This is a genomic window from Cupriavidus sp. 96C5-1 (genome assembly GCF_057798855.1).
The window spans coordinates 113703-132301 of sequence record NZ_JBYOJU010000009.1; the positions used below are offsets into that span (position 1 = coordinate 113703).

Annotated in this window: 18 protein-coding genes; 9 read left to right on the top strand and 9 right to left on the bottom strand. The window is 67.9% G+C overall.

All coding sequences use genetic code 11. From position 1 onward, the window contains the following. Positions 1-197 precede the first annotated feature (197 nt). Entirely contained in the window at positions 198-1118 is a 921-nt protein-coding gene (locus tag AC3FOF_RS13225; protein WP_488726847.1) for a hypothetical protein, read from the top strand. Here AC3FOF_RS13225 and AC3FOF_RS13230 read toward each other — a convergent pair. Further along, positions 1103-2314, bottom strand: a complete 1212-nt coding sequence (locus tag AC3FOF_RS13230; protein WP_488726848.1) for a M20 aminoacylase family protein — start codon at positions 2312-2314, stop codon at positions 1103-1105. The genes AC3FOF_RS13225 and AC3FOF_RS13230 overlap by 16 nt on opposite strands. A gap of 58 nt (positions 2315-2372) precedes the next feature. Further along, complete coding sequence (locus tag AC3FOF_RS13235) at positions 2373-3686, bottom strand: MFS transporter (RefSeq protein ID WP_488726849.1); 1314 nt, start codon at positions 3684-3686, stop codon at positions 2373-2375. Positions 3687-4029: 343 nt separating this feature from the next. On the opposite strand from AC3FOF_RS13235, the gene AC3FOF_RS13240 reads away from it, so the two are divergent. From AC3FOF_RS13240 to AC3FOF_RS13250, 3 genes are all read left to right on the top strand, one after another. After that, on the top strand, positions 4030-4968 hold the full coding sequence (locus AC3FOF_RS13240; RefSeq protein ID WP_017230590.1) for a LysR family transcriptional regulator: 939 nt from the start codon (positions 4030-4032) through the stop codon (positions 4966-4968). 109 nt (positions 4969-5077) lie between these two features. Continuing rightward, positions 5078-5995, top strand: a complete 918-nt coding sequence (locus AC3FOF_RS13245; RefSeq protein WP_017230589.1) for a LysR family transcriptional regulator — start codon at positions 5078-5080, stop codon at positions 5993-5995. Further along, positions 5992-6363 carry a DUF2784 domain-containing protein gene (locus AC3FOF_RS13250; RefSeq protein WP_276266904.1) on the top strand — a complete coding sequence of 124 codons (372 nt, stop codon included), beginning with the start codon at positions 5992-5994 and terminating at the stop codon, positions 6361-6363. Before AC3FOF_RS13245 ends, AC3FOF_RS13250 begins: the two co-directional genes overlap by 4 nt. Positions 6364-6387: 24 nt before the next feature. On the opposite strand, the gene AC3FOF_RS13255 is transcribed toward AC3FOF_RS13250, so the two are convergent. The 7 genes from AC3FOF_RS13255 to AC3FOF_RS13285 all read right to left on the bottom strand — a co-directional run bounded on the left by AC3FOF_RS13255 (position 6388) and on the right by AC3FOF_RS13285 (position 13377). Further along, the gene (locus AC3FOF_RS13255; protein ID WP_488726850.1) at positions 6388-7206 is read right to left on the bottom strand and encodes a crotonase/enoyl-CoA hydratase family protein; all 819 of its coding nucleotides are present in this window, start codon (positions 7204-7206) and stop codon (positions 6388-6390) included. Continuing rightward, on the bottom strand, positions 7203-8882 hold the full coding sequence (locus AC3FOF_RS13260) for a long-chain-fatty-acid--CoA ligase (protein WP_488726851.1): 1680 nt from the start codon (positions 8880-8882) through the stop codon (positions 7203-7205). The genes AC3FOF_RS13255 and AC3FOF_RS13260 overlap by 4 nt, the downstream gene beginning before the upstream one ends. Positions 8883-9013: 131 nt before the next feature. Then, positions 9014-9790, bottom strand: coding sequence for an enoyl-CoA hydratase-related protein (locus AC3FOF_RS13265; RefSeq protein ID WP_488726852.1), 777 nt, complete (start codon positions 9788-9790; stop codon positions 9014-9016). A gap of 80 nt (positions 9791-9870) precedes the next feature. Further along, entirely contained in the window at positions 9871-10692 is an 822-nt protein-coding gene (locus AC3FOF_RS13270; RefSeq protein WP_276266900.1) for an SDR family oxidoreductase, read from the bottom strand. 69 nt (positions 10693-10761) lie between these two features. Beyond that, positions 10762-10887, bottom strand: a complete 126-nt coding sequence (locus AC3FOF_RS13275; RefSeq protein WP_276266899.1) for a hypothetical protein — start codon at positions 10885-10887, stop codon at positions 10762-10764. Between the two features lie 343 nt (positions 10888-11230). Then, the gene (locus AC3FOF_RS13280) at positions 11231-11920 is read right to left on the bottom strand and encodes a GntR family transcriptional regulator (RefSeq protein WP_035813265.1); all 690 of its coding nucleotides are present in this window, start codon (positions 11918-11920) and stop codon (positions 11231-11233) included. 44 nt (positions 11921-11964) lie between these two features. Beyond that, positions 11965-13377, bottom strand: coding sequence for a C4-dicarboxylate transporter DctA (locus AC3FOF_RS13285; RefSeq protein ID WP_276266898.1), 1413 nt, complete (start codon positions 13375-13377; stop codon positions 11965-11967). 424 nt (positions 13378-13801) lie between these two features. Here AC3FOF_RS13285 and AC3FOF_RS13290 point away from each other — a divergent pair, with 424 nt between their 5' ends. The 5 genes from AC3FOF_RS13290 to AC3FOF_RS13310 all read left to right on the top strand — a co-directional run bounded on the left by AC3FOF_RS13290 (position 13802) and on the right by AC3FOF_RS13310 (position 18546). After that, on the top strand, positions 13802-15097 hold the full coding sequence (locus AC3FOF_RS13290; protein ID WP_276266897.1) for an allantoate amidohydrolase: 1296 nt from the start codon (positions 13802-13804) through the stop codon (positions 15095-15097). Between the two features lie 62 nt (positions 15098-15159). Beyond that, positions 15160-16428, top strand: coding sequence for a M20/M25/M40 family metallo-hydrolase (locus AC3FOF_RS13295; RefSeq protein ID WP_276266896.1), 1269 nt, complete (start codon positions 15160-15162; stop codon positions 16426-16428). A gap of 500 nt (positions 16429-16928) precedes the next feature. Beyond that, a complete protein-coding gene (locus tag AC3FOF_RS13300; protein WP_488726853.1) occupies positions 16929-17405 on the top strand; it encodes a carboxymuconolactone decarboxylase family protein in 477 nt (158 codons plus the stop codon). After that, complete coding sequence (locus tag AC3FOF_RS13305; RefSeq protein ID WP_017228079.1) at positions 17402-17857, top strand: GNAT family N-acetyltransferase; 456 nt, start codon at positions 17402-17404, stop codon at positions 17855-17857. Before AC3FOF_RS13300 ends, AC3FOF_RS13305 begins: the two co-directional genes overlap by 4 nt. A 32-nt stretch (positions 17858-17889) precedes the next feature. Then, positions 17890-18546, top strand: a complete 657-nt coding sequence (locus tag AC3FOF_RS13310) for an FMN-dependent NADH-azoreductase (protein ID WP_488726854.1) — start codon at positions 17890-17892, stop codon at positions 18544-18546. Positions 18547-18599 lie beyond the last annotated feature (53 nt).

Sequence of the window (18599 nt, forward strand, 5' to 3'; positions counted from 1 at the left end):
GCGAGCGGTATGGCCACTGCTGTCGCACTGCAGCATCGACCGACGTTGTGTGACGGCAACGATACGTGGGAATTTGCAGCAAATCGTAGGTTGCCGGTCGCGCGGCGCCCCCTCCGGCGCGCCAAATGGCGACAATATGCAGTCGGCACGCCAATGCCTGGCTGCCGCAGGAACCACCCATTGCCGACCGAAACGCCATGCTGACCAGGCTCCCTCCCACCCGCGAACTGCTCGATGCGCTCAGGCGGAAGCCGCCCGCCGCACCCGATACCGCTGGTTCGGATCCGGCCGCCATCAAGCTGAAGCGGCTGCAGCGGGGCCTGCTGGGGCTGTTCTGGGCCTGTTCGCTGGCAGCGCTGCTGGTGACCGGCGCGGTGCTGTTCGCCAGGTACCAGTACCGGCATGCGCCGGCGCCATGGCTGCCGCGCCTGGTCTATAGCCTGCTGGCCGGCAGCGTGGCCGGGCTGGCGGCGCTGCTGCTGTCGCACCTGCCCGCGCTGGCGCGCAGGGTGCGCGACCCGCTGGCGCCGCTGGCCGAGCGCATCGACCGGCACGACGAAGCCGAGAGCGCGCTACTGCGCACGCTGGCGCGGATACCGGCCCCGGCGCTGCGCGCCAGGGCCCGCCGCGTGGATCTGCATTTGCGGATGTGGGAGGGGATGGCGAAGATGCTCGCCCTGATGATCGCGGTCAGTCCGTTCGCGCTGATGCTGGTCGCCGGCCAGCTTGAACTGCCGCGCAAGGGCGCGAGCCTGGTGCCGCTGCTCTCGCTGTACGGCGTGAGCTTTGTGGCGGGCGGCGCCCTTGCGGTCTTCCTGCAACTGCAGGTCAGCCGGCCATTGCGCCGGCTTGCCTGTGTGCTGGCCGAAGCGGCCGAGATCAGCACGCAACTGGGGCGCGCGTCGATGCCGGCCGCCAGCGCTGCGCCGACGGCTACAGCTACGGCCGGGGCCGTGGCGAATGCTCGGGCCGTGCCCTCGCCGGCACCGGTGCCGCCGGAGGTCCGGCTGCACGCCGCGCCGCCGGCCGGAGCGACTGCGCCCGCAGAGGGCGCTGAGACGACGATAGCGGGCGATGCGGACCGAGGCCCGTTTCCGCCATCTCAGGCCACCAGGTAAGTCTGCGCCAGACGCACCCAGCAGGCCGCGCCCAGCGGCAGCACCTGATCGTTGAAGTCGTAGCCCGGGTTGTGCACCATGCAGCCGCCGAACTCGCCCTCGCCATTGCCCAGGATCAGGTAGCAGCCCGGCACCTCGTTGAGCATCCAGGCGAAGTCCTCGCTGCCGTTCAGGCCCTTGGGCGCCTGCGTCACCACCTTGTCGGCGCCGACCAGTTCGGTGCAGACCTGTTGCGCCAGCGTGGTCTCGGCTTGCGTGTTGACCATCGGCGGGGTCAGCTGGCGATAGTCGATGTGCGCCTCCACGCCGTGCGCCTGGGCGGTCAGGCTGACGATCTCGCGGATGCGCTGCTCCACCAGTGCCCGCGTCTCCGGGCGCGCCGCGCGCACGTTCAGGCCCAGCGTGACCGACTCCGGAATCACGTTATGGGTGGCGCCGCCGCGGATAAAGCCCACCGACAGCACCGCGGTATCGTCCGGCGCCACATTGCGTGCCACCACCGTCTGCAGCGCCGTCACGATGGCCGCCGACGCCGCGATCGGATCGCGCGCGCGGTGCGGCATGGCGCCGTGCCCGCCCACGCCCTTGATGGTCACGTCGGCCACGTCGGACGACAGGCTCACCGGGCCGGGCAGCACGCGGAAGGTGCCCGCCGGCACGCCCGGCATGTTGTGCAGGGCGAACACGGCATCGCAAGGGAAGCGCTCGAACAGGCCGTCCTCGATCATCGCGCGCGCGCCGCAGAGGTTTTCCTCGTCGGGCTGGAAGATCAGGTTGAGGGTGCCGTCGAAGTCGCGGCTATCCGCCAGCGCCTTGGCGGCGGCCAGCAGGATGGCGGTGTGGCCGTCGTGGCCGCACGCGTGCATCTTGCCCGGGATCCTGCTGGCATAGGGCAGGCCCGTTGCCTCGACCACGGGCAACGCATCCATGTCGGCGCGGATGCCCAGGCGGCGCCTGCCGTTGCCCAGCTTCAACTGCCCCACCACGCCGCTCTTGCCGATGCCGGTGTGCACCTCGAAGCCCCAGCTCTCCAGCAGGGTGGCCACCAGCTTGCTGGTGGCGCCAACCTCGAAGCCGAGCTCGGGCTGGGCGTGGATCTGGCGGCGGATGCCGATAAAGGTCTCGGCATCGATCTGGATCGCCGGCAGCAGGTGCGGCAGCAACTGGAAGGGCGTCAGGGTAGGTTCGCGGGTCATGTCTTTATCCTTTGCTGCAGGGTGGCCAGCGTGGGCCAGGTATTGGGGGAGGGGGCGCTCAATGCGCTTGGGCGTTTTCGCGGATCGTCAGCACCGCCAGGATGGTCACTGCGCCGCAGGCCATCATGTAGAAAGCGGGCGCCATCGGGTTGCCGGTCTTGGCCAGCATCCAGGTCACGATGAACTGGCAGGAGCCGCCGAACACCGTCACGCCCACCGCGTAGATCACCGACAGGCCGCTGGCACGCACATTGGCCGGCAGGAGTTCCATCATCATCAGCAGCATCGGGGTGGAGCCCAGGTAGACGCTCGCGGTCAGCAGCGCCGACAGCGACAGCACCAGCGGCACGCTCGGGTAATGCGTCATCAGCCAGAACGCCGGATAGAGGCACACCAGCGTGAAGGCCATCGAGCCCAGCACCAGCGGCTTGCGGCGCGGCAGGCGGTCGGCCAGCGTGCCCGCCGCCAGCGACATCACCAGGCACACCACGCCCGTCACGCAGCCCGACAGCAACGACAGCGACGGCGGCAGATGCAGTTCGCGGATCATGTAGGTGGGCATGAAATACACCACCAGGTAGGTGGCGGTGGTGCCGCCGATGATGGTCAGGATGCCCTTGACGACGATGTCGCCATGCTCGCGGAACAGCGTGCCGAGCGGGCTCGGTGCGTGCGCCTCGGCCGTGTGGGTCTCGTCCAGGTGCGCGCGGATATACAGCCCCACCGGCGCGATCAGCAGGCCCAGCATGAAGGGCACGCGCCAGCCCCAGCTCTCCAGCGCGGCCTGCGGCAGCACGCCGTAGAGAATGGCGGCCGTCAGCGCGCCCAGCGTCGCCGCGATGCCCTGGCTGCCGAGTTGCCAGCTGACGCGAAAGCCGCGGCCCTTGATGCCGCCGGCCTCCATCAGCATGGCGGTGGAGGCGCCGATCTCGCCGCCCAGCGAGAAGCCCTGCAGCAGGCGCCCGGCCACGATCATCAGCGGGCCGAACAGCCCTGCGGCGGCGTAGGTCGGCGCAAAGGCGAGACAGAGCGTGCCGGCCACCATCAGGCCGATGGTCAGCGTCATGGCCGCCTTGCGCCCGTGGCGGTCGGCGTAGTTGCCGATCACGAAACCGCCCAGCGGCCGCATCACGAAGCCGATGCCGAAGGTGGCCACCGTCAGCAGCAGCGAGCCGTACGCGCTATGGGACGGAAAGAACAGCTTGCCGATCAGCAGGGCAAAAAAGCTGTAGACGGTGAAGTCGTACATTTCGAGCGCATTGCCGATCGAGCAGGCTGCGATCAGGCGGAACTGGCTCTGGCGTGCGGGGCTGGCGGAGCTTGCCTGGGCGGGCGCCAGCGAAGGCGCGCCAGGCAGGGTGGCATCGTTCATGTCGGATCTCCACGAACTGGTTTGGGGGTTGGGGGGCCGTGGAGGCCGGCGGCTGCCTGCGTCCAGCGTAAGGAATGTGGGAATCCCTGGCGATGAAGTATTCAGGCAAACACGGCAAGCCAAAAATCATATATTTTCATCCTGATAACCAAATAGAATCGCCGTCATAACCACGACCGTGCCGCCATCGGTACAAGTACGGAGAAGCCTTGTGGCAGGCGGCATGGCAGCGCAGCGCCGGGTACGCGCAGGAGTGCCTGGAACGCCTCGCACGCCCGGCTCCGGGGCAGGGCGCACCGGAGCGGGGCGCCGCTGGAAGCACGAAACGGAGGGAACGGAGACGATGAAACTGCAGCAACTGCGCATCCTGCTGGCGGTGGCCCAGCACGGCAGCATCCACGAAGCCTCGCGCAGCCTCCATGTGTCGCAGCCGGCGCTGTCCAAGGCGATCGCCGAACTGGAGCGCGAACTCGGCGTCACGCTGATGTCGCGCTCGGTGCGCGGCGTCAGCCTGACCGCCTATGGCGTGGCGCTGGTCAAGCGCGCCAGCCTGGTCGAACAGGAGCTGCGTCACGCGCTCGAAGACATCGAAGCGATCCGCGGCCATGCCGACGCGCAGCTCAACATCGGCTTCACCGCGGTGGCCTCGAGCGGGCCGCTGCCCGATGCCATGGCAGCCTTTCGCATGCGCTTTCCCAATGTGGCGCTGCGCGGCTTCGAGCTGCGCCCGCAGCAGATCCTCGAAGGCCTGCGCGAAGGCCGGCTCGATCTCGGCCTGATCTCGACCAACAGCGGCCCCGGCACCGGCACCTTCCAGTGGGAGCCGCTGTTCTCGACCGGCATGTCGCTGGCGGTGCGCGGCGGCCATCCGCTGCGGCGGGTACGGCGGCTGCGGCCCCTGCTCGATGCCGACTGGCTCGTGCTCGATCCGCTCGATGATCCCGGCAGTCCGCTGGCCAGCCTGATGCGCCTGCACCGGCTCGACATGCCCAAGCGCGTGGTGCAGAGCGCCTCCAACCTGCTCGGGCTGCAGCTCGCCACGCGCACCGACCTGATCAGCATGTGGTCGGATTTCGTGTTCGACGGCACCGGGCCATTACGGCTGGATCCCGCATCGCTGGTGCGCCTGCCGATCAGCGACGAGCTGCCGGAGTTCCGCGTGTTCCTGGTCTACCGCTCGGAAGACCTGATGACGCATGCCTGCGCCGAGTTCAGCAAGGAGGTTCGGCATCGCGCCCAGGGCATGCCGCGCGGCCGGCCCGTGCCATCGCGGCGCGCCTGATTGTCGCGCTCGCGGTGCATGCATGCGCCGCGCCGGATCGCGGCCATAGCCTGGCATGCATGCAGGCGGGCCTTCGATGCCGCACAATGACGGCCAGGAGACACACAGTATGGACAAACTCAAACAGATCGAAGCCTTCATCGCCGTGGTGGAACATGGCAGCATGGCCGCGGCCGCGCTGACGCAGGGCGTGACGCCGGTGATGATCGGGCGCCGCATCAATGCACTGGAGGCGCGCATCGGCGTGAAGCTGCTGCATCGCTCCACGCGGCGCATCGTGGTGACGGAGCAGGGCGCGGCATTCATGGAGCAGTGCAAGAAGGCGCTGGCGGACCTGGACCGCGCCGAGATGCTGATCGCCGAGGGCAAGCACAAGGCAACCGGCCACCTGATCGTGTCGGCGCCGGCAGCGTTCGGGCGCAAGCATGTGGCGCCGCATGCGCCGGCATTCCTGGCGGCGAACCCCGAGGTGCAGATCTCCTTCAACCTGACCGACCGCGTGGTGGACCTGGTGCGCGAAGGCTATGACGTGGGCATCCGCATCGGCGGCGCCATCGATCCGAACTTCGTTGCCATCAAGCTGGCGACCAACAAACGCGTGGTGTGCGGCACGCCGGCCTACTTTGCGCGCAATGGGGTGCCCCAGACGCTGGACGACCTGGCGCAGCACAACTGCCTGGCGTTCAACCTGCAGGGCGGCCAGCAGCGCGGCTGGTATTTCCAGCAGGACGGGAAGACGGTGACGGTGCGCGTCAGCGGCAACCTGGATTGCAACGACGGCGAGCTGCTGCATCGCTGGACCGGCGAAAGCCTGGGGCTGGGCTGGCGCTCCACCTGGGAGATCCTGCCGCAGCTGGAGAGCGGCGAACTGATCACGGTGCTGGACGAGTACGCGCTGCCGGACTACGACATCCTGGCCGTGTACCCGCAGCAGCGTCCGGTGCCGGCCAAGATCCGCTTCTTCATCGAGCACCTGAAGGCGGCGTTCGCGGTGCCGGGCTACTGGACCGGCAGGCAAGGCCGATGATGGCAGCGTGGCTGGCGGACGCGATCGTCCTGCTCCACCTCGCCTTCATCGTCTTCGTGATGCTGGGCGGCCTGCTGGTGCTGCGCTGGCCGCGCTTGGCGTGGCTGCATCTGCCGGCCGTGGCCTGGGGCGTGTTGGTGGAGTGGAGCGGGTGGATCTGCCCGCTCACCCCGCTGGAAAACGCGCTGCGCCTGCGCGCGGGGCAGCAGGCCTACGGCGGGGACTTCGTGCAGCGCTACGTGCTGCCCGTGATCTATCCCGAGGGCCTCACGCGCGAGATCCAGGTGGTGCTGGGCGCGGTGGTGCTGGCGCTGAACCTCGCGGTCTACGCCACGCTTTACCGGCGCATGCGGCGCCGGCGCGCATGAGCGCACAAGCCGGCGCCGCGCACGCTACGACGCCGGCTTGAACGCGGGTGCCCGCTTTTCCATGTTGGCGAGCACGGCTTCGCGCTGGTTGGCGCCGCCGATCAGGCGGTCCTGCTCCACCGATTCGGCCAGCAGGAGGGCGGCGCCGTCGCCGTCCTCGCTCACCTGCATCAGGCGCTTGGCGGCGCGGATCGCGTCCGGGCTGCGGCTGGCGATGTCGCGCGCGAAGGCCAGCGCGGCGGCGCGCGGGTCTTCCACCACGGCGCTGGCCAGGCCCAGCGCGCAGGCTTCTTCGCCGGTGACGATGCGGCCGCTGTAGATCAGTTCGCGCAGGCGGTCGGGACGCACCAGGCCGCGCATCAGCAGCATGCCGGCCATGTCCGGCACCAGCCCCCACTTGATTTCCATCACCGACATGCGCGTGTCCGCGGTGACGTAGCGCAGGTCCGCGCCGAGCGCGACCTGCAGGCCGCCGCCGAACGCCACGCCGTGCACCGCGGCAATCACCGGCACCGGTAGCTCACGCCACACCATGCAGGCGAACTGCGGGCGGTTGGAGATGCCATGGGTGCGCGCCGCGAGGCGGCCGGCGGCGATGGCGTCGCCCTGGCCGCCGCCCAGCCCGGCCATGCTCTGCATGTCGAGCCCGGCGCAAAACGCGCGGCCTTCGCCCGACAGCACCACCGCGCGCAGGTCGGGCGCGCGCGCAAGCTGCTGGCCGGCGTCGATCAGCGCGTCGAACATGGCCGGGTCGAGCGCGTTCATCTTGTCGGGGCGGTTGAGCCTGACCTCGGCCACGCCATCTTCGAGGGTCAGGACGATGCGTTCGCTGCTGATACTCATGTTGCATTGCTCCTTGCTTGAATCGGGTCCTGCGCGGTGGGCAGGACATAGTCCTTGAATTGTTCGCGCAACTTCACCTTGAGCAGCTTGCCGGTGGCCGTGTGGGGCAGCGAGTCGACAAAGGCGACGTCGTCGGGCACCCACCATCTGGCGACACGCGCCGCGAGAAAGTCGAGCAGCTCGGCGGCGCTCACGTCCTGGCCGGGACGGCGCACCACCACCAGCAGCGGGCGCTCCTGCCACTTGGGATGCGGCACGCCCACGACGGCCGCCTCCGCCACGGCCGGATGGCCCATGGTGGCGTTCTCCAGGTCGATGGAGGAGATCCATTCGCCGCCGGACTTGATCACGTCCTTGGCACGGTCGACCAGTTGCACATAGCCGTCGGCGTCGATATTGGCAACGTCGCCCGTATCGAACCAGCCGTCGGCGTCGAGCGCGCCATGCTCGGCCTTGAAGTACGCGGAGGCGATCCATGGCCCGCGCACCTTGAGCCGGCCGAAGGCCTGGCCGTCGTGCGGCAGCGCGTTGCCCTGGTCGTCCTCGATGCGCAGGTCCACGCCCCACAGCGCGCGGCCTTGCTTGAGCTTGATCTTCAGCTGCTCCTGCGTGCCGAGCGCCTGGTGCTTGGGCAACAAGGTGCTGATCACGCCGATCGGGCTGGTCTCCGTCATGCCCCAGCCCTGGACGAAACGCGCGCCGAACTGCTGCTCGAAGCGCTGGATCATCGCCGCCGGCGCGGCGGAGCCGCCCACGCCGGCCAGCTTCAGCCCGAGCGAGCGCGGATCGAGCTCGGGATGCGCATCGAGGTACTGGAACAGCATCAGCCACACCGTGGGCACCGCGGTGGAAAAGGTCACGCGCTCGTCGCGCAGCATGCGGTAGACGTTTTCGCCATCCAGGTGCTGGGCCGGCAGCACCATCTTGGCGCCGGTCATGGCGCAGGCGTAGGGCATGCCCCAGGCGTTGGCATGGAACAGCGGCACGACCAGCAGGATGGCGCTGTCCGCGCTCACGCCGAAGGTGTCGAAGGCGCAGGCCTTGAGGCTGTGCAGCACGGTGGAGCGATGCGAATACAGCACGCCCTTGGGGTTGCCGGTGGTGCCCGATGTGTAGCACAGCGACGATGCGGTGCGCTCGTCGAATTGCGGCCACGCATAGTCCTCGCTGCCGGCCTCGACCAGGTCTTCGTAGCACAGCAGGCTGGGCAGCTGACCGGCAAGGCCGAGCGCATCGGTGCCGGCGCGATCGGTCATCGCCACGTAGTGCGTGACGGTGGACAGGCGCGGCGCGAGCTGCGCCACCAGCGGCGCGAAGCAGGGATCGAAAAACAGCACGCGGTCCTCAGCGTGATTGATGATGTAGTCGATCTGCTCGGGGAACAGGCGCGGATTGACGGTGTGCAGCACCACGCCCGCGCCCGACACGCCAAAGTACAGTTCCAGGTGGCGATGCGTGTTCCACGCCAGCGTGCCGACGCGCTCGCCTTGCGCCACGCCCAGCCCGGCGAGCGCGCTGGCCAGCCGCCTGGCGCGGCGATGCACCTGCGCGTAGTTGGTGCGCACCGTGCCGCCATCGATCGTGCGCGACACGATCTCCTGCTGCGGATGGTATTGCGCGGCGTACTCGATCAGTGAGGAAATCAGCAACGGACGGTCCTGCATGAGGCCTAGCATGATGCGCGTCTCCTGGTTTCGAAATGGTGGTGCGATGCGTGGTTGGCGGTGGCTGGAGGCGGATTCCCCCGGCTTGCTCTCCCACAGGTGGTGCAGGGGAGCAAACGGACGGGCTCGGAGTGCGAGTATCCTCAGCGGCCCTTGAATGCCGGCTTGCGCTTTTCCAGGAACGCCGCCACGCCTTCCTTGAAATCCTCGCTGCGCGACGCGCGCGACTGCAGCGTGGCCTCGCGCTCGAGCTGCGCCGGCAGGTCGCTCTCCAGGCTGGCGTTGAGCGCTTCCTTGATCAGGCCATAGGCGAAGGTGGGCATCTGCGCCAGATGGGCGGCCAGCTTGGCGGTCTCGGCGGCCAGGGCGTCGTCCTCATGCACCTTCCACACCAGGCCGATGCGCTGCGCTTCTTGCGCGTCGATTTTCTCGGCCAGGATAGCCAGCGCGCGGGCCCGCATCTCGCCCGCGTAGCGTGGCAGGAAGTAGGTGCTGCCGGCGTCCGGCACCAGGCCGATCTTGGAGAATGCCTGCAGGAAGGACGCCGAGCGTCCGGCCAGCACCACGTCTGCGGCCAGCGCCAGGCTCATGCCGGCGCCGGCTGCCACGCCATTGACCGAGCTGATGACAGGCTTGGGCATATCGCGCAGCGCCAGGATGATCGGGTGATAGCGCTCGCGCAGCAGGGTGCCCGAGTCCTGTATCTCGGACTGGCGCCCGGCCAGGTCGGCGCCGGCGCAAAAGCCGCGGCCGTTGGCGGCGAGCACCACCGCGCGCACCGCTTCATCCTGCGCGGCGCGCTCGACCGCGGCGCGCAATTCAACCATCAATTCGGCATTCAGCGCATTGAGCACGTCGGGGCGGTTCAGCGTGATGGTGGCCACGCCTTCGGCGGCGTGATAGAGCACGGGTGACGTCATTGATGTCTCCTTGTCGTAGGTGTTCTGATGCGGGAATACGGGAATACGGGAACGCAGGAATGCCCAGGGGCGCCCGACGCTCAGGCCGCCTTGCCCGGCGCCTCGGGCGGATGCAGCGCATCGGCCGAGGCGTCGCCCAGCTTGCTGCCGCCGTCGCAGTCGACGATGGTGCCGGTGATATAGCGGGCGTTGTCGGTGGACAGGAACAGCGCGGTGTTGGCGATGTCGTCCTTGTCGCCGTAGTCGCGCAGCGCCAGGCGCGCCTTGAAGCGCGCCTCCATCTCCGGCGTGGGCGCGAGTCGCGCCATGCCTTCGGTGCCGGCGATGGGGCCGGGCGAGATGCCGTTCACACGCACGCCGGCCGGGCCCCACTCCATCGCCAGGCACTTCACCAGCATATTGATGCCGGCCTTGGCCGCGCATACGTGGGCCTGGAACATCATCGCATTGACCGCCTGCGGCGCGGTGATGGCGATCAGCGAGGCGCCGGGCGCGTTGAGAAAGGCAAAGCAGGCGCGGAAGACATTGAAGGTACCAATCAGGTCGATATCCACCACGGTCTTGAAGCCGTTGGCGGACATGCCCAGCGCCGGCGCGACGAAGTTGCCGGCGGCGCCCGAGATCACGATATCGATCGGGCCGAGTTCAGCGCGCGTGCGCGCCAGCGCCGCCTCCACCGCGGCGTAGTCGCGCACATCGGCGGCCATGCCCAGCGCGCTGCCGCCGGCATCGTTGATGGTGGCAGCGGCGGCCGCGATGCGCTCGGGGTCGCGGCTGACCAGCGCCAGCCTGGCGCCGGCCTTGGCGAAGTGCCGGGCGATGCCCAGGTTGATGCCGGACGAGGCGCCGGCGATAAACACGACCTTGCCGGCCAGTACGTTGTCTTTGAATGCGTTGGACATGGGTTTCCCTCCCTGGGATGGGTTGGATGATGGATTCGGCTGGCCCGGCACCGGAGTCGGGCGGGAAGATCAGTCGTGGCAGCGCTGGCGCACGGATGGCGGCGCTGCCAGGGGCGGCAAGGCGGGCAACGGCATGGCGCGGGCAGGCTCTGGCGATGCCGCGAACGTTGCCACCGGCCGGCTGGAACGGGTCATGTCTGTCTCCTGTCTTCTGCTATTTTTTTATGCGGCCCCGTGATCCGGGCCTCCGACATCCTACTCCGATGCCGCGATTCGATCACGTACGGATCCGGCAATGATGGCGGCCAGGGCGTGCAATAAGCCGGAGGGGGCGCGGAACAGGAAAGGAGGGGAAGCAGCGCGCAAACATGGTGCGGCGCAATAGAAAAAGCCCGCACCCAAGCCGGCGTGCGGGCTGCCGTCCGGGGAGGACGGGCCAGTGTGCCATGAAGCGCGCCCCCGCAGCTTCATGACGGGTCCATGATGAGGCAAAGGCGCGCCGCGCGCCTTGACCCAGGTCAAGCGCGATGCGGCAAGCTCAGGCCAGCAGCGCCGTCACCAGGTCCTTGCCGCGCGCCGCCGGCACCTGTTCGAAATGCAGCGCCGCCTCGACGTGGTTCAGGTGTTCCACCATCAGCGTCACGGCACGCTCGGTATCGCCGGCGCGGGCCGCTTCGATGAACTCGCGATGCTCGTCGGACGAACAGGCCGCATCGCGCCGCGACTGGTAGAGCATGGTGATCACCGCGCTGCGCATCGACAGCTCCTGCAGCATCCCGGTCAGCACGCCATTGCCGACCACCTCGGCCAGGATGATGTGGAAATCGCCCAGCAGGCGGGTACGCACCTGCGCATCGGTGCCGGCCAGCGCTTTTTTCTCGGCGGCCAGGTGCCGGTCGATGCGCTTGTAGTCGGCGGCGCTGGCGCGGGCCACGAATTCGCGCGCCAGCGCGGCTTCCAGGATGCGGCGCACCGCGAACACCTCGCGCGCTTCCTCGGCGCTGGGCTTGGCCACGAAGGCGCCCTTGTCCGGCACGATCTGGATGACCTTGTCCTTGGACAGCATCAGCAACGCGGCCCGCACCTTGGTGCGGCTGACGCGGTAGACGCTGGCCAGTGCTTCCTCGCGCAGCTTGGTGCCGGGCGGCAGGCGGTGCGAAACGATGGCCGCGACGATGTCTTCGGCGATCGCTTCGGCGGTCATGTCAGGGTCGATATGCTCAGGCATGGTTGCGCGCTTGCGCGGGTCTCTTTATGAGGAATGCCGAGATTCTAGCGCCCCGCGACCGCGCCGGGCAGCGGGGATGCCCCGGAGCTGGCCGGCGCGGCTTCGTGGGAGGCCGGCGCCAGGCCTGCGTCGAGGTCGCTGGCATCGATCCTGCCGTCGAGCACATCGTGCGCGCGGGCACGGTCGATGTCCTTCTCCCAGGCGGCCACCACCACCGTTGCCACGCAGTTGCCGATCAGGTTGCCGACCGCGCGGGCGATGCCGATGAACCAGTCCACCGACAGCACCAGCACCAGGCCGATGGCGGGAATGGCGGGGTGCGCCGACAGCGTGGCCGCCAGGATCACGATGGCCGAGCCGGGAATGCCGTGCGCCCCCTTGGAGGTCACCAGCGCCACCGCCAGGATGCCGAGCAGGTCGCCCAGCGCCAGCGGGGTGTTGGTGGCCTGGGCGATGAACACCGCGGCCAGCGTCAGGTAGATCGAGAAGGCATCGAGGTTGAACGAGTAGCCGGTGGGAATCACCAGGCCCACCACCGATTTCTTGATGCCCATGAACTCGAGCTTCTTCATGATCTGCGGCAGCACGCTGTCCGACGAGGCGGTGCCCAGCACCACCAGCAGCTCGGCGCGCAGGTAGCGGATCAGCTTGATCACCGAGAAGCCGCACAGGCGCATCACCGTGCCCAGCACCACCAGCACGAACAAGACCACCGCGCCGTAGAACACGATCACCAGGTAGCCCAGCTGCTTGAGCGAGCCGATGCCGTACTTGCCCACGGTGAAGGCCACCGCGCCCAGCACGCCCAGCGGCGCCAGCTTGATGATGAAACCCATCATCTTGAACAGCGTGTGCGAGAAGGTATCGATGATCGACACCAGCGGCCGTCCGCGCTCGCCCACCAGGGACAGCGCGCAGCCGAACAGGATCGACACCAGCAGCACCTGCAGCACGTCGCCGCTGGCGAAAGCGCCCATCACCGTGTTGGGAACCAGCTTGAGCAGGAAGTCCGCCATGCCTTCGCTCTTGACCTTGGCGGCGGTGTCCACGTAGGCCGCCATCGCCGAGGCGTCGAGCGAGGCCGGGTTCACGTTCATGCCGGAGCCAGGGTGGAAGATATAGGCCAGCGCAATGCCCAGCGCCAGCGCGATGGTGGTAACCACCTCGAAGTAGAAGACCGCCTTGATGCCGACCCGGCCCACCTTTTTCAACTCGCCGGCGCCGCAGATGCCGGCCACCACCACGCAGAACACGATCGGGCCGATCAGCATCTTGATCAGCTTGATAAAGGCGTCGCCGAGCGGCTTGAGCTTGGCGGCGAACTCGGGGAACAGCAGGCCGAGTGCGGTACCCAGCACCAAGGCGATCAGTACCTGGCCGAACAAGGAACGCGTGAAGCGGGTGAAGGCGGATTTCGGGCGGCCGGAAGCGGGCCCTTGCTGAACTGCTGGGTGCATCGTTGTCTCCATGCGGGCGCGTCCAAGCCGGCGGCTGGCGCGTCCTGTCATCGCTGCAGGAATGCCGGTTGCCCTCGTGACGGAGCAGCCGGCCTGATTTACCGAGCACCGTGCCGGGTAAGGGCAACGGCGCTTCGTGGATTGGCCCTTCTGTTGGAGCGGAATCCACGCAATTCGCTGTCCGGATCGGATTGTCCGCAGCGCATTGTCGGAACGTGGAAGCCAATATAGTGCATATCATTTTTGTATGCAATTTTTGAATTCACTGTGCTACCATGAATCGCACAGAATAGCGCTCTCGGACGAGAGTCACGGCGCCCCGGGACCGTCCCGGCGGCACCCTCCGGCCTGCCCATGGCAGCGCTGGCGCGGTGCTTGCATGATCCGGCGCCTTCGCATCCGCGCACATCAGCAGGAGACACGCATGGCAGCTTCACCCTCTTCTTCCGTCGCCGAGGCCGCGGCGCCTTCGCCCGCCGCCGAGGCCGGCGCGCGCGTCATGGCCTGGGCCGACGCCCTGGCCGTCCACACCGAGCAGCCCGGCATGCTCACCCGCACCTATCTCACCCAGGCCCATCACGGCGCCGCCGCGCAGCTGACCGAGTGGATGCAGGCTGCCGGCATGACGGTGCGCCGCGACGCCGCCGGCAACGTGATCGGCCGCTACGAGGCCGATACGCCCAACGCGCCCGCGCTGCTGACCGGTTCGCACTTCGACACCGTGCGCGACGGCGGCCGCTACGACGGCAACCTGGGCGTGATCCTGCCGGTCGCCTGCGTGGCGGAATGGAACCGCCGGGGCAAGCGTTTCCCGTTCGCCATCGAGGTGGTGGGCTTCGCCGAGGAGGAGGGCGTGCGCTTCAAGGCCACACTGCTGGGCAGCCGCGCCATCGCCGGCACCTTCGACGCCAATGTGCTGGACAACGTGGACGAATCCGGCAAGACCATGCGCGAAGTGATGCGCGCGGCCGGCTTCGATCCCGCCGGCCTGCCCGCCGCCGCGCATGCGCGCGAGCAGGTGCTGGCCTTCGTGGAAGTCCATATCGAGCAAGGCCCGGTGCTGCTCAATGACGGCCTGCCGCTGGGCGTGGTCACCGCGATCTCCGGCGCCACCCGCTTTATCGTCGAGCTCGAAGGGCTGGCCGGCCACGCCGGCACGGTGCCAATGGACCTGCGCCGCGATGCGGCCATGGCCGGCGCCGAGATCGGCCTGTTCATCGAACGCCGTTGCGGCGGCCTGCCCGGCCTGGTCGGCACGGTGGGCCAGTTCAATGTGCCCAACGGCGCCGCCAATGTGGTGCCCGGCCGGGCGGTCTTCTCCATCGACATGCGCGCCGGCGACGACGCAGTGCGCCAAGCCGCCGTAAACGACGTGCTGGCGGAGATCGAGCGCGTGTGCGCCCGCCGCAATGTCCGCGCGAACGTGCGCAAGACCCACGAAGCCGTCAGCGTGCCGTGCGCGCCCTGGCTGCAGCAGCAATGGGCGGATGCCATCGCCCGCCAGGGCCTGGCGGTGCGGCACCTGCCGTCCGGCGCCGGCCATGACGCCATGGCCATCGCCGCCATCGCCGACGTGGCCATGCTGTTTGTGCGCTGCGGCAACGGCGGCATCAGCCATCACCCCACCGAGACCATGACCACGGAAGACGCTGCCAGCGCGGCAGCCGTGTTCAGCGATTTCGTCGAACACTTCGACCCGCATTCCGCGCGGCAGCAATAAGCGCCACGACCCGGCGCCCGCGCCTCCACTCCCGATACTGAAGACACCATTCGAGAACAGACATGACCGCACGAGACAATGTGAACCCGCTGCAGACCACGCTGACCAACTACATCGACGCGCAGCGCCCCGCGCAGGAATCCTTCCTGGCCGAACTGGTCAAGGTGCCGTCGGACAATCCTCCCGGCGATTGCAACGCCCACGGCACGCGTGCCAAGGCGCTGCTGGAAGGCCTGGGCTTCCAGGTCGAAGCGCACAAGGTGCCCGACGAACTGGTCAAGGCGGCCGGCATGATCAGCGCCACCAACCTGCTGGTGCGCAAGACCTTCGGCACGGGCGGCCCCACCATCGCCATGAATGCGCACGGCGACGTGGTGCCCCCCGGCCTGGGCTGGACCAAGGACCCGTACGGCGGCGAGATCGCCGACAGCGAGCACGGCCCCGTCATGTACGGCCGCGGCGTGGCCGTATCGAAGTCGGACTTCGCCACCTACACCTATGCCGTGCTGGCCCTGATGGAAGCCGAGAAGCAAGGCGCCAGGCTCAACGGCACGCTGGAACTGCAGTTCACGTATGACGAGGAAACCGGCGGCGACATCGGTCCCAAGTTCCTGCTCGACCAGGGCCTGAGCAAGCCCGACTACGCCATCTCGGCGGGCTTCTCCTATGGCATCACCTCGGCCCACAACGGCTGCCTGCACGTGGAAGTGACGGTCAAGGGCAAGCAGGGCCACGCCGCCATGCCGCATACCGGCGTGGACGCGATCGAAGCCGCCACCCACATCCTGCAGGCCATCTACGGCCTGCGCGCGGAACTGGCCACGCGCAAGTCGAAGACGCCGGGCATCGATACCGCCACGCTGAATGTCGGCCTGATCAAGGGCGGCATCAACACCAACGTGGTGCCGGACCTGGTGACCTTCCGCGTCGACCGCCGCATGATCCCCGAGGAAATCGGCTTCGACGCCGAAGGCGAGCTCCGCGCCGTGGTCGAGAAGGCCGCCAGGGACCGTCCGGGCATCGAGGTCAAGGTCGAGCGCATCATCCTGGCCGAACCGCTGTCGGAACTGCCCGGCGTGGAAAAGCTGATCGGCGCCCTCAAGGGCCGCGCCGAGGAAGTGTTCGGCGTCGACATCCCGGTGCAAGGCGTGCCGCTCTACACCGACGCCCGCCACTACACCAAGTACGGCATCCCCACCGTGCTGTACGGCGCCGGCCCGCGCACGCTGATGGAGGCGCGCGGCCATAACTCGGACGAAAACCTGCGCCTGAATGACCTGAACCGTGCCACCAAGGTGGTGGCGCTGGCGCTGTCGGATCTGATGGCTTAAGGCCTTGCATGCCGCCGGGGCCTCGATCCCGGCGGTTTTGCCGCAAGCGGGTGCGCGGCTTCCGCTGATCCGCCCGTAAAATTCATGGAATCGATTCTTTTCTGCATAAAGTTTGCAGATGAATTCTTTCCATGAATTTTCTTTTTGTGGACCCGCAACCAAGCGGGAACTATATTTTCCGCAAGGATAGTGTCTTGCAATAAATTGACATGATCATTCATATTGGGAATTTTGTGCGCATCCTTGCACCTGAATTACCAGAATCATTCTCGAAACAAATTTACTCTTGAATGAATCGATCAACACAATTCTTATTGTGAATTCCTGAGGCCGCAGTTTTGAGGGCCGCCTCCCTCCGCATACCTTTCGCCCGCCACGGCCCAGCGTCCCTTGCGTCTGCCTCACCGTAAACCCTTGCTCACAATATCAGTGCTCTTATATTATGTTCGTGCACTGATAACAAATGGACGAATCCGCCCGTGACGCAAGGAGAAACACATATGCAGACCCACGCCCGCATGGAGTACGCCGACTTCAACCAGACCGCGCCGGCCGTAGCCGCCGCCTTGCGCTCGCTCTCCAAGGCGGTGGACGACTCCGGCCTGGACAAGGCCCTGACCGAGCTGATCAAGGTGCGCGCCTCGCAGATCAACGGTTGCGCCTTTTGCGTGCAGTTCCATCTGAATGTGGCGCGCGGCCTGGGGCTGGACCAGCGCAAGCTCGACCTGGTGGCGGCGTGGCGCGACGCGGGCATCTTCAGCACGCGGGAACTGGCCGCGCTGGCCTGGACCGAGGCGCTGACCGGACTGGGCACGGAAGGTACCGACGCCGCCTACGCACAGGTAAGCGAGCAGTTTTCCGACGCGGAAACCGCGCATCTGAGCGCCGCCATCGCCAACATCAACGCCTGGAACCGGATCGCGGTGGGCTTGCGCTTCTCGCCGCCGGCACCGGCCCAGCCCAGGAGCAGCGCGTGAGTACCCGCACGCAACCCGCCACGGCGGAGCCGATCGCCTACGTGGACGATGAGGCCGGGGTGCTGGCCTGTTTCCCGCTGATGCACCAGTTGCGCCCGCAGCTTGCATCGCCCGAGGAATTCGTGGCACGTTGGCGCCGCCAGGTCGCGGCCGGCTATCGCTTGCTGGCACTGTGGCAGGGCGGGCGGCCGGTGGCGCTGGCGGGCTTCCGCCTGCAGGACAACCTGGTGCACGGCGTGCATTTCTATGTGGACGACCTGGTGACGGACGAAGCGGCGCGCAGCGGCGGGTACGGCCATCTGCTGATGGACCGGCTCAAGGACGAGGCACGCGCGCTGGGCTGCGCCAAGCTGGTGCTGGATACGCCGCTGACCAATGTGCTGGGCCACCGCTTCTACTACCGCAACGGCCTGCTGGCCTCTGCGCTACGGTTCAATATCCCGCTGGCCTGACGCCAATGCGCCCCCCCGGCAACCCAAGAACCATGACCAGGCTCCTGCATATCAGCGCCAGTGCGCGCGGCGAATCCTCCTTCAGCCGCCAGGCCGCGCAGCGGCTGCTGGCGCAGGTCGCGCGGCAGCATCCGGCGCTGGCGGTAAGCGAGCGCGATCTCGGCCTTGCGCCGCCGCCGCATCCGCCGGCGGCGCTGGTCGAGGCCAGCCTGATGCCGGCGGTGCAGCGCGGCGCCGCCGAGACCGCCGCGCTGGCGCAATCGGAGGCCTGGATCGCCGAACTGGAGGCAGCCGACGTCGTGCTGATCTCCACGCCCATGCACAACTTCACCGTGCCGTCCGCGCTCAAGGCGTGGATCGATCACGTGGTGCGCATCGACCGTACCTTTCGCGGCACGCCCGGCGGCAAGATCGGCCTGCTGGCGGACCGGCCGGTCTGGCTGCTGCTTGCCTGCGGCGGCCCGCTCGGCGACGGGCCCGCGGCCCAGCGCGACTTCCTCACGCCATACCTGCGATACGTGCTGGCCTGCACCGGTATCGGCCTGGCGCGTTTCGAGGCGCTGCGGCTGGACCAGTTGCGGCGGGGCAGCGAGCATGTGGCGCAGGGCATGGCTCGGGTCGACGCCTGGGCCGGGCACCTCGCGCGGCAGTTGCATGGCGCCGGGGCTGACCGCGGGCGTGGCGTATAAGCGCATGAGCGCTGGCAGCGCAGCGACGGGTATGATGCGGCACATTGCTGATG

What these genes read in the sequence shown, in the direction of transcription:
- AC3FOF_RS13255 (WP_488726850.1), bottom strand. Translation starts at nt 7,206, where the DNA reads ATGAGTATCAGCAGCGAACGCATCGTCCTGACCCTCGAAGATGGCGTG.
- AC3FOF_RS13275 (WP_276266899.1), bottom strand. Translation starts at nt 10,887, where the DNA reads ATGACCCGTTCCAGCCGGCCGGTGGCAACGTTCGCGGCATCGCCAGAG.
- AC3FOF_RS13300 (WP_488726853.1), top strand. Translation starts at nt 16,929, where the DNA reads ATGCAGACCCACGCCCGCATGGAGTACGCCGACTTCAACCAGACCGCG.
- AC3FOF_RS13230 (WP_488726848.1), bottom strand. Translation starts at nt 2,314, where the DNA reads ATGACCCGCGAACCTACCCTGACGCCCTTCCAGTTGCTGCCGCACCTG.
- AC3FOF_RS13240 (WP_017230590.1), top strand. Translation starts at nt 4,030, where the DNA reads ATGAAACTGCAGCAACTGCGCATCCTGCTGGCGGTGGCCCAGCACGGC.
- AC3FOF_RS13260 (WP_488726851.1), bottom strand. Translation starts at nt 8,882, where the DNA reads ATGCTAGGCCTCATGCAGGACCGTCCGTTGCTGATTTCCTCACTGATC.
- AC3FOF_RS13250 (WP_276266904.1), top strand. Translation starts at nt 5,992, where the DNA reads ATGATGGCAGCGTGGCTGGCGGACGCGATCGTCCTGCTCCACCTCGCC.
- AC3FOF_RS13270 (WP_276266900.1), bottom strand. Translation starts at nt 10,692, where the DNA reads ATGTCCAACGCATTCAAAGACAACGTACTGGCCGGCAAGGTCGTGTTT.
- AC3FOF_RS13235 (WP_488726849.1), bottom strand. Translation starts at nt 3,686, where the DNA reads ATGAACGATGCCACCCTGCCTGGCGCGCCTTCGCTGGCGCCCGCCCAG.
- AC3FOF_RS13310 (WP_488726854.1), top strand. Translation starts at nt 17,890, where the DNA reads ATGACCAGGCTCCTGCATATCAGCGCCAGTGCGCGCGGCGAATCCTCC.
- AC3FOF_RS13295 (WP_276266896.1), top strand. Translation starts at nt 15,160, where the DNA reads ATGACCGCACGAGACAATGTGAACCCGCTGCAGACCACGCTGACCAAC.
- AC3FOF_RS13245 (WP_017230589.1), top strand. Translation starts at nt 5,078, where the DNA reads ATGGACAAACTCAAACAGATCGAAGCCTTCATCGCCGTGGTGGAACAT.
- AC3FOF_RS13290 (WP_276266897.1), top strand. Translation starts at nt 13,802, where the DNA reads ATGGCAGCTTCACCCTCTTCTTCCGTCGCCGAGGCCGCGGCGCCTTCG.
- AC3FOF_RS13285 (WP_276266898.1), bottom strand. Translation starts at nt 13,377, where the DNA reads ATGCACCCAGCAGTTCAGCAAGGGCCCGCTTCCGGCCGCCCGAAATCC.
- AC3FOF_RS13280 (WP_035813265.1), bottom strand. Translation starts at nt 11,920, where the DNA reads ATGCCTGAGCATATCGACCCTGACATGACCGCCGAAGCGATCGCCGAA.
- AC3FOF_RS13225 (WP_488726847.1), top strand. Translation starts at nt 198, where the DNA reads ATGCTGACCAGGCTCCCTCCCACCCGCGAACTGCTCGATGCGCTCAGG.
- AC3FOF_RS13265 (WP_488726852.1), bottom strand. Translation starts at nt 9,790, where the DNA reads ATGACGTCACCCGTGCTCTATCACGCCGCCGAAGGCGTGGCCACCATC.